The organism is Rhizobium sp. WYJ-E13 (genome assembly GCF_018987265.1).
Lineage (GTDB): Bacteria > Pseudomonadota > Alphaproteobacteria > Rhizobiales > Rhizobiaceae > Rhizobium.
In genome coordinates this window covers 3,485,870-3,500,690 of the sequence record NZ_CP076853.1, presented here as the reverse complement: position 1 = coordinate 3,500,690, position 14,821 = coordinate 3,485,870, and the positions used below count along the sequence as shown (strand labels likewise).

At 59.7% G+C, this 14,821-nt stretch carries 12 protein-coding genes; 8 read left to right on the top strand and 4 right to left on the bottom strand.

What is annotated here, in order from left to right:
* The first annotated feature begins 92 nt into the window (after window positions 1–92).
* Window positions 93–1,340, top strand: coding sequence for an adenylate/guanylate cyclase domain-containing protein (locus KQ933_RS17435; RefSeq protein WP_216756036.1), 1,248 nt, complete (start codon window positions 93–95; stop codon window positions 1,338–1,340).
* Here the strand turns inward: KQ933_RS17435 and KQ933_RS17430 are convergent.
* Entirely contained in the window at window positions 1,337–2,389 is a 1,053-nt protein-coding gene (locus KQ933_RS17430; protein WP_216756035.1) for a LacI family transcriptional regulator, read from the bottom strand. The two genes, KQ933_RS17435 and KQ933_RS17430, sit on opposite strands and share 4 nt — an antisense overlap.
* Before the next feature lie 314 nt (window positions 2,390–2,703).
* On the opposite strand from KQ933_RS17430, the gene KQ933_RS17425 reads away from it, so the two are divergent.
* The 4 genes from KQ933_RS17425 (at window position 2,704) to KQ933_RS17410 (ending at window position 7,046) form a co-directional block, all read left to right on the top strand.
* Window positions 2,704–3,963, top strand: coding sequence for an ABC transporter substrate-binding protein (locus KQ933_RS17425; RefSeq protein WP_192729056.1), 1,260 nt, complete (start codon window positions 2,704–2,706; stop codon window positions 3,961–3,963).
* A gap of 72 nt (window positions 3,964–4,035) precedes the next feature.
* Window positions 4,036–4,989, top strand: coding sequence for a carbohydrate ABC transporter permease (locus tag KQ933_RS17420; protein ID WP_216756034.1), 954 nt, complete (start codon window positions 4,036–4,038; stop codon window positions 4,987–4,989).
* On the top strand, window positions 4,986–5,927 hold the full coding sequence (locus tag KQ933_RS17415; protein WP_216756033.1) for a carbohydrate ABC transporter permease: 942 nt from the start codon (window positions 4,986–4,988) through the stop codon (window positions 5,925–5,927). Before KQ933_RS17420 ends, KQ933_RS17415 begins: the two co-directional genes overlap by 4 nt.
* Before the next feature lie 3 nt (window positions 5,928–5,930).
* Entirely contained in the window at window positions 5,931–7,046 is a 1,116-nt protein-coding gene (locus KQ933_RS17410; protein ID WP_183748441.1) for an ABC transporter ATP-binding protein, read from the top strand.
* 25 nt (window positions 7,047–7,071) lie between these two features.
* Here KQ933_RS17410 and KQ933_RS17405 read toward each other — a convergent pair whose 3' ends face one another.
* The 3 genes from KQ933_RS17405 to KQ933_RS17395 form a co-directional block, all read right to left on the bottom strand.
* Complete coding sequence (locus KQ933_RS17405; protein ID WP_216756032.1) at window positions 7,072–9,315, bottom strand: glycoside hydrolase family 2 protein; 2,244 nt, start codon at window positions 9,313–9,315, stop codon at window positions 7,072–7,074.
* 105 nt (window positions 9,316–9,420) lie between these two features.
* On the bottom strand, window positions 9,421–10,419 hold the full coding sequence (locus tag KQ933_RS17400; RefSeq protein ID WP_216756031.1) for a LacI family DNA-binding transcriptional regulator: 999 nt from the start codon (window positions 10,417–10,419) through the stop codon (window positions 9,421–9,423).
* Between the two features lie 10 nt (window positions 10,420–10,429).
* Window positions 10,430–11,434: a Gfo/Idh/MocA family protein gene (locus tag KQ933_RS17395; protein WP_216756030.1), complete on the bottom strand. Its 1,005-nt coding sequence runs from the start codon at window positions 11,432–11,434 to the stop codon at window positions 10,430–10,432.
* Between the two features lie 202 nt (window positions 11,435–11,636).
* On the opposite strand from KQ933_RS17395, the gene KQ933_RS17390 reads away from it, so the two are divergent.
* From KQ933_RS17390 to KQ933_RS17380, 3 genes are all read left to right on the top strand, one after another.
* A complete protein-coding gene (locus KQ933_RS17390) occupies window positions 11,637–12,929 on the top strand; it encodes an ABC transporter substrate-binding protein (RefSeq protein WP_216756029.1) in 1,293 nt (430 codons plus the stop codon).
* Window positions 12,930–13,017: 88 nt separating this feature from the next.
* Complete coding sequence (locus tag KQ933_RS17385; protein WP_216756028.1) at window positions 13,018–13,905, top strand: carbohydrate ABC transporter permease; 888 nt, start codon at window positions 13,018–13,020, stop codon at window positions 13,903–13,905.
* 1 nt (window position 13,906) lies between these two features.
* Window positions 13,907–14,818, top strand: coding sequence for a carbohydrate ABC transporter permease (locus KQ933_RS17380; protein ID WP_216756027.1), 912 nt, complete (start codon window positions 13,907–13,909; stop codon window positions 14,816–14,818).
* The last annotated feature ends 3 nt before the right edge of the window (window positions 14,819–14,821 follow it).

The window sequence follows — 14,821 nt, the reverse complement described above, 5'->3', positions numbered from 1 at the left end:
GTTTATCTTTACGAAGCCTCTTATCATTCGGTCCGCTATCGCCCACATTCAGCCCGGTATATTCGTTGAATGTGGCGTAGCGGGAGTTTTTTATGAGGCCCTCTTTGGAAGCGACTGATCCGGCAAGCGAAGCTGCCGAAGGCGTCTGGCCTATCCGCAGGCGCCGGATTCTCGATTGGCTGATCAACGAGACCCGCAGCGAGCGTTTTATCGACAATATCCTGGTGGAGATGTGCAAGCGGCTGCTGGCAGCCGGCGTGCCGGTGAACCGGTCCAGCTTGCATTTCCGTACGAACCATCCGCAATGGATCGGCGCCCGCATCCTGTGGGTGGAAGGCATGGACGAGGCGAAGATCGACACCTTTGCCTATGGGGTGGAAACCACGCCGCAATTCCTTAACAGCCCGGTCAACGAGATCCATAGCGGAGCCAATGAGGTGCGGAAAAACCTGGAGGATTTGTGGGAAGGCGACGACTATCCCTTCTTCCAGGAACTGCGCGACGACGACTACTCCGAATATATCGCCTGGCCGATCGATCATACGTTCGGAAAGCGACATGTCGTCACCTTCTCGACCAAGCGGCCAGGTGGTTTTACAAGCGAACACGTGGATTTCCTGCGCGATCTTCTACCCGCCCTGACGCTGGTCAGTGAAATCCGGCTGAAGAACATCATGGCGCGTACACTGCTGCAGACCTATGTGGGGCCGCACGCAAGCGAACAAATTCTCTCCGGCGTCATTACCCGCGGCAGCGGTACGACCGTTGGCGCAGCAATCATGATCTGCGACCTGCGCGATTTCACGGCGATCTCCGACCTCTGGCCGCGTGATGACGTCATTCATCTGCTCAACGATTATTTCGATGCCATGTCCGATCCGATCGAACGGCACGGCGGCGAAATACTGAAGTTCATGGGCGACGGACTGCTCGCCATCTTCCCGCTGTCGAAGCCTTCGGCCTGTCATGATCTGCTGACGGCAATCCGTGAGGGGCAGGAGGCGATGGCGAAACTGAATGAGCAGCATCTGCGCCGGGGCCGTGATCCCTTACGCTATGGCGTTGGCGTCCACGTCGGCGACGTCATGTATGGCAATATCGGGTCGCGCCGTCGGCTGGACTTCACGGTCATCGGCCCTGCGGTCAATGTCGCTTCGCGGCTTGAAACCTTAACCAAGGAGGTCAAGCGGTCGGTGCTTTTATCTCGCGCTTTCGTTGAGATGGCGACCTGCACGGAAGAGATGGACAATCTCGGCACTTTTCCCCTGCGCGGGCTTGGGGAGCCGGTCGAAGTCTTCGCTTTCCGCGAAAAGCCGACAGCCGGTCGTGACGCGGCTTAGGCTACCGGAAAATTGATCTGCGGCGGCAGGAGCAGGCTCCGGTTTTCCGTTGCCTGATTACTGATGCGCTGAAGCAGCATGTGGCCGAGATGTTCCCCCGCCTCGACCAGATCCTCATAGATGGTCTCGATCTTCGGCTGGAGGTGGGTCAGGAGACGCGACGTTTCCTTTGCGACGATATCGTAGTCTTCTGCCAGTGTGAGGCCAGCATCGCTCATGGCGCTGACGAGCGCCAGCGCAGAAACTTCGCCTGGGCAAACAAAGCCATCGGGAACGTCGGGTGTGGCGGCGCGTGCGCGGAAGAAATCCCTGAGTTCATTGGCCGGTGAATCGAGTGTGACCGCTTCCGATATTTCGTAGGCGATACCGGCCTCGCGCACCGCAGTCATGAACCCATGGAGAATGTGCTGGCTGAAAGTCAGTCGCTTCGGCGGCATGATGACAGTGACTTTCGTTCTGCCCTTGGCGATCAGCCGCCGGGTGGCTTCATAGGCGAAGGTGTAATTGTCGTAATCGACGTAAGGATGCGGGGTCAAAAACTCCGTGCGACCATGCGATACGAAGGGAAAGCCGACTTCCTGCAGCATCCGCACCCGCGCATCGAAAGGCTCTGTCCGCGTGAAGATCAGGCCATCGGCGAAATTGTTGCGCACGATATATTCCGCCGCTTCGAGATCCGTCGTCGACAGGAAGTTCGGGGCGACAACGAGGTGGTAGGAGGTCTCCTTCAGAGCTTTGGCGATGCCGTACATGATGGCAGTGCCGAAGCCGACCACTTCCTGGTGCGGATCGAGAAGGATGCTGATGACATTGGTGCGACCCGTCTTCAAGCGCTGGGCCGCCCGGTCCGGCAGATAGCCGATCTCGCGGGCGATGCGGTGGACGCGTTCGCGGGTATCGACCGATATTTGCGGTGCGTCGCTGAGTGCACGGGAAACAGTGGTTACCGCAAGACCGGTCAACGTCGCGATCGTGCGCAACGTCGGCTTACCACGCTTTTGCGTGCCATCCGGATTTTCACCACGTTGCAATTGAGACGATTCGGTCACCAAGGACATTTCCATGCTGGGGATCGCGGCTACCATAACACGATGAAACCGGCACGCAATCAATCAATGCAAACGATTTAAATTTTTACGGTTTCTTAAGCGTTCAGAAAAAAGCAAATAAAATCAATAGTTATCGAACTAATCATATTTTTCTCGGGAGTCGAGGAAGGACTTGACGTAAGAGCATTTATAACGTTTTAAATTGGTAACCGCGCTGGGAGGTGCGGTAGCGTGATGTTTGGCCGCCCTCACGGCGGAAGACATCGGGGCGGGCGAGGTGGGTCTCGCCGCCACTTACGAACGGGAGGATATTCATGCGCAAGTTTTTGAGCTCGGCAGCTCTTGCTGTCGTGATGATGGCTGGTTTCGGCAGCGCTCACGCGGCTGACGTCAAGGAAGTCCAGATGCTGCACTGGTGGACGTCGGGCGGTGAAGCCGCGGCGCTCAACGTGCTGAAGCAGGACCTTGCCAAGGAAGGCTTTGCCTGGAAGGACGTACCGGTCGCAGGCGGTGGCGGCGACGCAGCCATGACCGCGCTGAAGGCGATGGTTGCCGCGGGCACCTATCCGACTGCTTCTCAGATGCTCGGCTATACCGTGCTCGATTACGCCCAGGCAGGCGTCATGGGTGACCTGACCGAGACGGCAAAGAAAGAGGGCTGGGACAAATCCGTCCCGGCGGCCCTGCAGAAGTTCTCCGTCTATGACGGCAAGTGGGTCGCAGCCCCTGTCAACGTTCACTCCGTCAACTGGCTGTGGATCAACAAGTCCGTCATGGACAAGATCGGCGGCACGCAGCCGAAGACCTTCGACGACCTGATCGCCCTGCTCGACAAGGCAAAGGCAGCCGGCGTCATTCCGCTCGCGCTCGGCGGTCAGAACTGGCAGGAAGCCACGATGTTCGACTCCATCGTGCTGTCGACCGGCGGCCCGGAATTCTACAAGAAGGCTTTCAACGACCTCGACGAGGAATCGCTGAAGTCCGACACGATGAAGAAGTCCTTCGATAACCTCGCCAAGATCATCAAATATGTCGATCCGAACTTCTCGGGCCGCGACTGGAACCTGGCGACGGCCATGGTCATCAAGGGTGATGCTCTGGTGCAGGTCATGGGCGACTGGGCGAAGGGCGAATTCGTTGCCGCCAAGAAGACCCCGGATACCGACTTCCTGTGCTACCGTTTCCCGGGCACCGAGGGCAGCGTGGTCTACAACTCCGACATGTTCGGCATGTTCAACGTTCCTGACGACCGCAAGGCCGCTCAGGTGGCGCTTGCCACGGCAACGCTGTCCAAGAGCTTCCAGTCCGCCTTCAACGTCGTCAAGGGTTCGGTTCCGGCCCGTACCGACGTTCCGGATACGGATTTCGACGCTTGCGGCAAGAAGGGCATTGCCGATCTGAAGGCTGCCAACGAAGGCGGTACGCTGTTCGGCTCGCTTGCTCAGGGCTATGGTGCTCCTCCGGCGATCGCCAACGCCTATAAGGACGTCGTCTCGAAGTTCGTCCATGGTCAGATCAAGACCTCTGACGAAGCTGTTACCCAGCTCGTCCAGGCTATCGACGACGCTCGCTAATTCTAATGACAAAGGCTTTCCCGCCCCTTGCGGGGAAGCCACAGCCCTGCTGCGCAGGGAGGAGATGATCACATGAGCACAGTTGCGACCACGGATCCGGTCCTGACGTCGAAGCCCTCAACCCGCACGTCCATTCGCGGCCGACTGCAGGATGCATTGCCGAGAATCGTATTGGCGCCGAGTTTCCTCATCACGGTGATCTTCGTCTACGGCTTCATCGTCTGGACGGCCTATCTTTCCTTTACAAATTCCAAGACCTTTCCATCCTATGCGCTGACGGGCTCGCGCGCCTATCAACGGCTCTGGCGCTGGACCTTCGAGAGCGACCCGCCGTCCTCCTGGTACACATCGATCACCAATATGGGGATCTTCGGCTTCCTCTATATTTTCATCTGCCTGGCGCTCGGGCTGCTGCTGGCGATCCTTCTCGACCAAAAGATCCGCGGCGAAGGCATATTGCGGCCGATTTTCCTCTATCCGATGGCGCTGTCCTTCATCGTGACGGGCGTCGCCTGGAAGTGGTTCCTTGATCCGGGCCTCGGGCTTGAGCAGACGCTGCATCATCTCGGCTGGACGAGCTTTCATTTCGACTGGATCAAGAACAAGGATTTCGTCATCTACACTGTCGTCATCGCCGGTGTCTGGCAGGCCTCCGGTTTCGTCATGGCAATGTTCCTGGCCGGCCTGCGTGGCATTGACGGCGAAATCATGAAGGCGGCGCAGATCGACGGCGCATCGCCCTTCCAGATGTACCGGCGCATCGTCATTCCGATGCTGCGGCCGATCTTCCTGTCGGCCTTTATCGTGCTCGCGCATATGGCGATCAAGTCCTACGACCTTGTCGTGGCGCTTACATCGGGCGGTCCCGGCGGCTCGGCATGGCTGCCGTCCAACTTCATGTATGAGTATACGTTCAAGCGAAATGAAATGGCTGTCGGTTCTGCAAGCGCCATCATCATGCTGATGACGATCTCGGCAATCATCGTTCCCTATCTCTATTCCGAACTGAGGGAGAAGGCGCGATGAGCAGTATTACCTCTTCCGAGGTCGCGCAGGGCGGCAACAGCGGTCGCTGGATCGGCCGCGTCATCATCTACGGGCTGCTGCTGATCTTTGCCGTTCTCTACCTGATGCCGCTCTTCGTCATGCTGACGACTTCGTTCAAGACCATGGACGAAATTCAGGGCGGCAATATGCTCGCGCTGCCGCAGTCACCGACGTTCGATGCCTGGTTCAAGGCCTGGGGCGAGGCCTGCGTCGGCCTCACCTGCGCCGGCATCAAGGGCTACTTCTGGAATTCGATCAAGATGGTCGTGCCGGCAGTGGCGATCTCGACCGTTCTCGGCGCGCTCAACGGCTATGTACTGACCAAGTGGCGCTTTCCGGGCCATACGCTGGTCTTCGGCCTCATGCTCTTTGCCTGCTTCATCCCGTTCCAGTCGGTGCTGCTGCCGATGGCGACTATTCTCGGCGCGCTCGGCCGTTTCGGAACGACGCTGCAGAATGCAACGAGTTTCAGCTTCGGCTTCGGCAATCCGACTGTGAACCTCGTCTTCGTGCACGTGGTCTATGGCCTCGGCTTCACGACGCTGTTCTTCCGCAATTTCTATGAGGCGTTTCCGACGGAACTCGTGAAGGCCGCGCAGGTGGATGGCGCAAGCTTCTTTCAGATCTTCCGCCGCATCATGCTGCCGAATTCGCTGCCGATTATCGTGGTGACGGTCATCTACCAGTTCACCAATATCTGGAACGATTTCCTCTTCGCCTCGGCTTATGCCGGTACGGGTGACTCCATGCCGATGACGGTGGCGCTCAATAATGTCGTCAATACCTCGACCGGCGTGGTCGAATACAATGTCAACATGGCTGCGGCGATGATCGCGGCCGTTCCTACGCTCATCGTCTATATCCTCGCCGGCCGCTATTTCGTGCGCGGTCTGATGGCGGGCGCCGTCAAAGGGTGATCCATGGCTTTCCTTGAAATTTCCGGTCTCAAGAAGCGCTTCGGCGCCGTCGACATTCTCAAGGGGATCGATCTGGAACTCGAAAAGGGCGGCTTCCTGGTTCTGGTGGGTCCGTCCGGCTGCGGCAAGTCCACGCTGCTCAACACCATTGCCGGGCTCGAAGCCATCACTTCGGGTGAGATCCGCATCGATGGCCGCTCCATCAACGGCTTGCACCCGTCCAAGCGCGATATCGCCATGGTGTTCCAGAGCTACGCGCTCTACCCGAACATGACCGTTGCCGGCAACATCGCCTTCGGCATGGAAATCCGCGGCGTGCCGAAGGAAGAGCGGGAAAAGGCGATCAAGCAGGTCTCCGACATGCTGCAGATCGGCCATCTGCTCGATCGCAAACCCTCGCAGCTTTCGGGTGGCCAGCGTCAGCGCGTCGCGATGGGCCGCGCACTGGTGCGCAATCCGCAGGTCTTCCTCTTCGATGAGCCGCTCTCCAATCTCGATGCGAAACTGCGTGTCGACATGCGCACGGAAATCAAGCGTCTGCATCAGCGCATGGGAACGACGATCGTCTACGTCACCCATGACCAGATCGAGGCGATGACGCTGGCGACGAAGATCGCTGTGCTGAAGGACGGCGTGCTGCAGCAGTTCGGTACGCCGGCAGAAATCTATAACAGCCCGGCCAATGTCTTCGTAGCTGATTTCATGGGCTCGCCGGCGATGAACCTGCTGAACGCCACCGTTGAAAACGGTGCCGGCGGGCTCCAGGTCTCGCTGGAACGGCCGAATGGCGAACCGCTGAAGCTGCCCGTCAATGCCGGCAATAACAGCCTCACGGGTTATGCCGGCAAGCAGGTCATCTTCGGGATCCGTCCGGAAGCACTGACGGATATCGACGGAGCCGACCGCAAGGCGAAGTCGGTCGTTCATGGCGATTGCGCCATCGAGGTCGTGGAGCCGGCCGGGTCGGATACCTTTGCCGTCACCAAGCTCGGCGGCAAGTCGGTAGTGGCGCGCCTTGGAGCGGATACCGGCATCCTGCCGGGCCAGAATACCCGCCTTGCCTTCAATCTCGACAAGGCGGTCTTCTTCGATCCTGCAAGCCAGCTCAGGATCGCTTAGCCAGCAAAATATTCTCTGGCGGCCGTCAGACGGCCGCTACCGAGAGCGTGACTGGTGCGAAGCGGCTTGAGGTCGCTTCGACGGTGATTTCGCCGGTCAAGCCGGTTGCCTCCAGCCAGAAACCCGTCGTGCCGCCCTGGAGCGGTACGGCCGTCGGGCCGACAATCTTAGCAGGACCTTTGACCGTCAGGGTCACCACATCGTTCAGAAAGGGCAGGCGCTGGCCGCGCTGGTCGAGCGCGCGGATGACGACGCGGGTCGTGTCGCGTTCGCGGGCCTTCAGCGTGGTGCTGTCGGGCGCTACCTCCAGTGCGGTCGGCAGCGGATCGGCGGCGAGCGTCAGGCTGGCCACAGGCTCGCCGTTGATGAAGCCGGTGAATTCGCCGTCGATCCATTCCAGGCCCCAGCGGCCGAGTTCGTCCTGGGTGAAATGGCGGTGGTCGAGCACGACGGGCGGATGCGGCAAGTGCGGATAGTTTTCGCGGTCCGGGCCGATGCGCTTGGTCAGAGAGCCGTATGTCAGCTCCACCTCATCGCAATTGGTCAGGATGATCAGCGGCAGCACGCCGCCGATGCTGCGCTCGCCGCGCGCCCAGAAGGTGACCGGTTTCATGATGATCTCATCCGAAGGGTCGCACTGGCTGGCATAGACATAGGCCGCGAATTTCGGTTCGCGGAACATGTCCATGACGCCGTGATAGCAGATGCGGTCGCCGGAGCCGAAATCCTTGTGCGTGTTATAATCGAACATGCACCAGCCGATCGCTCCTGAAATATCCGGATCGCCATAGGCGGCGTTCAGCACTTCCAGGTGGCGGCGCACATGCTCGGCCTGGCGCTGCTCGGCATCATACATCTTGGTCGGATGCATGTGGCCGTTGAATTCGGTAATGATGTAGGGGACCTTGTAGGAGAGGCCGGTATTTTCCTGCTGGCTGCGAAGCGCCGTGCGTGGGCGATTGGCGCCCGGCAATTCCTCGTTGCCGAGGATGAAGTCGTTCATCGTATAGACGTCTTCCAGAAGCTCGCTTTCGGTCAGGTAGCGAACGCCGCCAGTCTGGCGGGTGGAATCGAGTTCGTGGGCCAGGCGATTGGTGGCGGTATAGAAGTCGTGGCTATCGAGCGATTCATTGATGCGCACGCCCCAGATGATGATCGAGGGGTGATTCCAGTCGCGCTCGATCATGCGGCGAACGTTTTCGATGGACTCTCTCTGCCAATCGAGATCGCCGATATGTTGCCAGCCGGGGATTTCTTCGAATACGAGCAGGCCGATGCGGTCGCACTGGTCGAGGAACCATTTCGACTGCGGATAGTGCGAAGTGCGCACGATATTGCACTTCAGCACCTTCTTCATCATATCGGCGTCACGCTCCTGTGCGGAGCGGCCGGCAGCGTACCCAACATAGGGGTAGGCCTGATGGCGGTTGAGGCCCTGGAGCTTCACGGGGCGGCCGTTGAGCAGGAAGCCTTCCGGCGTGAATTTGGCGGTGCGGAAGCCGAAATGAGCGGAAGTTCTGTCTGAGCCGTGTTCGGTTCTGAGATCGACGACAACTTCGTAGAGCGCCGGGTTTGCCAGGTCCCACAGTTCAATGCCGGTCAGGCCGCCGAAGGAGAGGGTTGTCACCGAGCCGATCGTCTCACCGGCGGCACTTGCGAGAATGATGCCACCTGCATCCTTCAGCGAGGCGGTAATGGTTGCCGCATAGGTCAGGTTCTGCGGGTTGGCGATATCGATGCGCACGGTCGCCGATTTCATGTCGGACAGAACGTCGTGGGTCTCGATCTTGAGATTGCGGATGGAGACCCTGTCGGTGACCTTCAGCCAGACGTCGCGATAGATGCCAGCATAGGTGAGATAGTCGATGCGACCGCCGAAGGGCGGGATGGCGGGGTTCTCGCTGCCGTCGATCTTGACCGTGATCAGGTTCTCGCCCTTGATGAGTTTGCCGGTCAGACGGGCTTCGAAAGGCGTGTAACCGTCCTTATGGGCAATGATTTCTTCGCCGTTCAGATAGACGACGCTATCGGCCATGGCGCCATCGAAGAGGATGGAGACCTCGCGGCCTTCGAATTCCGGCAGCCAGCGCAGCACCTTCTGATAGGTGAAGGCGCGCTGGTAGCGCTTCTCGTCGAAATAGTTGAAGGGCAGCTCGACAGCCGTATGGGGCAGGCTGACCATATAGTCGCCGTCGAAAGCCTCGGTCAGGCGCTGGCCAAACCCTTCGTGGAAGCTCCAGGATTCATTGAGGGAAACGACGGAACGCATCTCAGGCTCTCCGGCGCGCGGCTAGGGAGAGGCGGCGCCTGATAACGGCGCGTGAAAGGATGGTCATCGATATTCCTCCTCGATGCGAATGACTGGAGCCGCCCCTCAGGCGGTCGAACCCCAGCGGGGTGTGCAGGCAAGCGTAATGCTGTGCGGGCCTTCGTCGCCGGCCTCATGACGTTCGATCACCTCGACGACCGCGTCCATGAAGGCTGCGTGGTCGAGGCTCAGCGTCGTCAGGTCGTTGCAGTCCCAGGCGGCCATGGCAATGCCATCCTGGCCGACGATGGCGATATCCCCAGGCGTATTCTTTCCGAGCACGCGGCGGGCGGCATCGCGCGCGCCGATCGCCATCACATCGTTGCCGCAGATGATGGCATCGACCTTGGAACGGTGCAGCAGCAGGACTGCCTCCTTGAAGCCGGAATCGTAGGAATAATCGCCGAAGGCTTCCGCTTCGAAGGCAAGGCCGTGACGCGCCAGAGCGTCCGCAAACCACTTGCGGCGCAGCTTGTCGATCCAGCTCGATTTGGTGCCGGAGAGATAGGCGAAGCGCCGTTTGCCGTCGCCGACGATCTTGTCGATGATCTCGCCGGCGCCGACCGCGCCATCGATGCGGATGTTGGAGACATCCTCGTTTTCCAATGGTTCGAAGGAAACGATGATCGGCTTGGTCGTATGGAAGATGTCGACCGCATCCTGCATCGACACCATGTCGGAGAAGATGACGACGTGATCGACCTGATAGGTGGAGGCGAGCCGCATCAGCTGCAGCCGATCCGAATGATCGGCGCAGCAGAGAATGATGGGCAGGAGCTGGCGGGCCTGCAGGCGATGGACGAGAAGCTGCTGCTCCTCGGCCTCGCAAGGGTTGCCGATGGCGTTGACAACGAGGGCGACGAGGCGCGAACGCTGGTTGTTCAGCGAACGGGCGATCGCATTCGGCTGGTAGCCATATTCACGGGCAACGGCGAGGATGCGGTCGCGCGTGGCGCTGCCGATCCTCGAATCCGGCGAAAAGGCCCTCGATATCGTCGCCGAGGAGACGCCGGCCAGTTTCGCCAGTTCCTTCGAGGTGATCCGCCGTCTGTTCGTTCCGCTCATCGTCTTGCGCCTATCCGGCAATCCTGACGGGGGTGCCGTCGGCTGCTGCCGATTCCTTGATTGCATCCCAGAGCCTAGCGAATCTGAGACCCATTTCAACGGAGCCGGAGTTTTCCATCGTTCCGGCGCGGATAGCGAGGAAATTCTTCATGGGATTGCTGAGAATTTCGGCCTCTTCGCGCGGCTCGCTGGTGCGCCCGACGCTGATTTCGCGCCAGCCGCCCCAAGCATCGATACGCACGATCGCCTTCGAATAGAAGAAGGTGATGTAGGAAGCGCAGCCGGGAGGGCCTTCGCCGGCGGCCGTCAGCGTCGCGAGCGCGCCGTTCTTCAGGCGGGCGGAGACCGCGGTGGCGATATCGACCTTCTTGCCGTGATTGTTCATATAGGCGGAAACGCTGTCGAAATCGGAATTGGCGAGCAGGCAGACGGTGTTCATCATGTGCGCGCCGGTATCGAACATGAAGCCACCGCCAGAGATTTCCGGCTGCTGCTTCCAGTGACCCTCATAATTCGAAGACCAGCTTTCCCAGATCATGCCGGAAATGGCGATCAGTTCGCCGAACTCGCCCAATAGCGCGCGTTTGCGGGTATCGAGTACCAGCGGCGAAAGCCCGCCCTGGAAGGCGGTGACGATGGTGACGCCGCTCTTCTTCTGAGCTGCGATCAGCGTTTCGGCCTCTGCTACGGTGGTCACCATCGGCTTTTCGAGGAAGAGATCGAGGCCGGCTTCCGCAACGGCTGTCGCCTGCTCTGCATGGGAGGCGTGCGGGGTGGAGACATAGATGATGTCGAGTTCGCCGCGGCACTCTGCCAGCAGATCCCGGTAATCGGCGAAGCTCTTCGGCTCTGGCGCACCGGCCGCCGTGCAGACGTCGATGAGGCGCTTTCGGGAGGCTTCGCTGGTGTCGGCGAGTGCTGCGAATTCAATTTCCGGCATCTTTGCCCAGCTCTGAGCATACTCGGCCGCCTTCAAGCCGGCGCCGATGACGCCGAGGCGCAATTTCTGAGACATCAAAATCCTCCCTGATATCGTTGTGCAAACGATTACACAAACGATACGATTGGTGCAAGTTATAAATAATACAACAAAATCAACATTTTAAATCTGCGAAGGTTACGGTTTCAAAAATCATCTTGTCAGCATGCAGAATGCGTGTACATTTTTGTCACCGGTGCTGGAGGGCGCCGTAGTTCTAAAAAAGGGAGGACTTCCGTTGAAGAAGACGGTTATCGGTGGCCTGTGCGCCATCCTGCTCAGCGCGGTTTCGACGCTGGCCCATGCGGAAACAATTCGTGTTGCCAATCACGGTCAGGCCGGCATCGACGCGATGAAGTCGACCGTCGAGCGGATCGAGAAGAAATATGGTGTGACCGTCGAGGTCGTCGAATATCCGGCGCCGGACAAGGATTATCTCACCAAGCTTCTGACCGAACTTGGCGCCGGCAATGCACCCGATCTCTTCTCCATCCCGACGACGGCTGCCGTTGCCGACATGGTTGAAGCCGGCTACCTCGCGCCTGTGACCACCGAATTCAAGGCCTGGAATGGTTATGCCAACCTCTATGACGTCGCCAAGCAGCTTGCCGTCAGCCCGGATGGCGAAACCTATGTGATGCCGTTCATGCTCGGCATTCAGGAAATCTATTATCGCAAGGATGTGCTCGAAAAGGCCGGCATTTCCACGGAGCAACCCAAAACGTGGCAGGAGCTTCTCGACCGCGCCGCCGAGGTCAAGCAGAAGACCGGCTCTTACGGCTTGCTCTTCCCGGCCGGTGTATCCTGGGGCAGCGGCGCTTTCGACGAAGGCTTCCAGCATCTGATCGTCGGCTCCAAGACGCCGCAGCTCGTTGATGCCGATGGCAAGCTCGATCTCAATGGCGAGGGCGTGAAGGATGTCTTCAACGTCTACAAGACGCTGATCGACAAGGATCTGATGCCTGTGCAGCCGCTGCTCGGACCGGAGCCCTGGGTCGTGCCGAAATATGAAATGTTCCCGGCCGGCAAGCTTGCCGCCACCACCTGCGGCTCCTGGTGCTACATCTTCGACTGGGGTCGTGAGAGCAAGAACCCGATCCCTGATGTGACCAAGATCGTCGGCACCTGGACCGTTCCGGGCCAGAGCGGTGGCCAGTATGTGCTTGCCAACCTCGCTGCTCCGTGGGCCGTCAACTCCAAGTCCGCCAATGTGGAACTTGCCAAGAAGGCGCTGATGGAAATCGGCTCGGTCGCAACGCAGGTCTCCTACGCTGCCCGCATCGGCAACATCCCGGCCAGCAAGGACGCTGCCAAGGATCCGGAATTCCAGAAGCTGACGGAACTCGTTCCGATCCATGCCGCTGCTGGAAACGGCGTCTTCCTGAAGCAGGCTTCCGGCTTCGGCACGGTTGCCGAAGGCGTGGCGCGTGCTACCGAGGCCCTGCTGCGCAAGGAGACGGATGCTGCCGGCGCCCAGAAGATCCTTGTCGATTACGTCAAGGAAACGCTCGGCGACGACATGGTCAAGTAAGTCATTGATATCTTCCTCCCGCCAAAGACGGGGACGCGGCACGATCGCCGCGTCCTCCCAATTTCATTCGACAAGGTTGTGAGCTTCAATGGCCCGAAACTCTCATGAAAAGCGAACCGAGCGCCAACTCCTGCTGGTTCTGCTGCCGTCGCTGATCCTGCTTCTGGCCTTTGTGATCTATCCCGCCCTCTATTCCGTCTATCTGAGCTTCACCAACGAGGCGCTGACAGGGGCTGCGGCGCTGCGGCCGCGTTTCGTCGGCATCCGCAACTACGCGCGCCTTCTCAACGATGCGAAATTCTGGAATTCGCTATTCGTCACCTTCGTCTTTGTCATGGGGTCGGCCGTCATCGGGCAGTTCGTGCTCGGGCTGGTCTCGGCCATGGCGCTGCGGCGGCCGATCCGTTTTCGCCAGTTCTTCTCCTCGGTCATTCTTCTGCCGAATGCCGCACCGGAAGTGGTTGCCGGCTTCATGTGGATCTCGATGCTGGCCGGCGGCGAACATGCCACTCTGTCGCGCATCGTCGCCTTCTTTGGTATCAATCCGGCCGACTGGCTGAACGCCTTTCCACTGTCGATGATCATCATCGTCAATACCTGGCGCGGTATTGCCACTGCGATGATCCTGCTGACGGCCGGCCTCAGCACCATTCCCGCTGAAATTTACGAGGCGGCGCGCATGGATGGCGCGACACCCTCGCAGATGTTCCGCCGCATCACCCTGCCGCTGATGATGCCGACGATCCTGCTCTACATGCTGATCTCGGCCGTCTCCACCATCGCCGTCTTCGGCTTCGTCTATGCGCTGACGCGCGGCGGGCCGGGCGGGGCAACGGAGGTCGTCAGTATCTATATCTACAACCAGTCGTTTACGGCCTTCCAGCTCGGCTACGGTGCTGCGGTCGCGGTCGTCGCGCTCATCATCTCGCTGATCCTCGGTATCGGCTACGTGCGGGCCATGAAGGTGGAGGTCTGACATGGCCGTTATTTCCCCGAGCGAAGGTGCCAACAAGACCCGCTCCGACCTCATCGCCTATGCCACGCTGTCGATCATCTCGATCTTTTGCGCCGTGCCCTTCTTCTGGGTGCTGCTCGCCTCCGTCGACGGCAATGCGCAGCTCTTCCTGCGCTGGCCGGAGCAGTGGACGCTCGCAAACTATGTGCGCGTCTTCACGAAGGAGGACGGCGCGAAGTGGCTGTTCAATTCGCTCTTCGTGGTCGGCGGCGCCACATTGATCGTCATGGTGCTTGCGGGGCTCGGCGGTTATGCGCTGTCGCGCACGCGAGCCTGGTGGAAGCTGCCCTTCCTTTACGCGATCCTGCTCATCCGCGTGCTGCCGCCGACAGCACTCGTCGTGCCGCTCTACAAGTTCCTGCTGACGCTGAACAATGCGGAAGGCGCGATTCTCAGGCCGATCTTCGGCAGCTATGCCCGCGATATCATGCGCTGGACCGGGTTCATCGACGGTTATCTCGGCATCATGCTGGTGCTTGCCACCATGCAGCTGCCACTGGCGCTCTGGATCATGAAGACCTTCTTCGATGGCCTGCCGCGCGACTATGAGGAAGCAGCCGTCATGGACGGGGCGACGATGATGCAGCGCATCCGCCGCGTGCTGATTCCGCTTGCGATGCCCGGGCTTGCGGCTGCCGGTCTCTTCGCCTTTATGTCGGCCTGGGGGGATTTCCTGTTGCCGCTGATCTTCCTTTCGTCGCCAGAGCTGCAGACGCTGCCGCTTGGTCTTTTCCGCGCCTTCCTGCGCATCAACGAGATCGATTACGGACTGCTGACGGCTCTCGCCTTCATTTACCTGCTGCCCGCCGTCGTCGCCTTCGGCTTTGCGCGGCGCTTCCTCGTCCAGACTTTTTCGGGCGGTGTGAAGGGCTGAGAT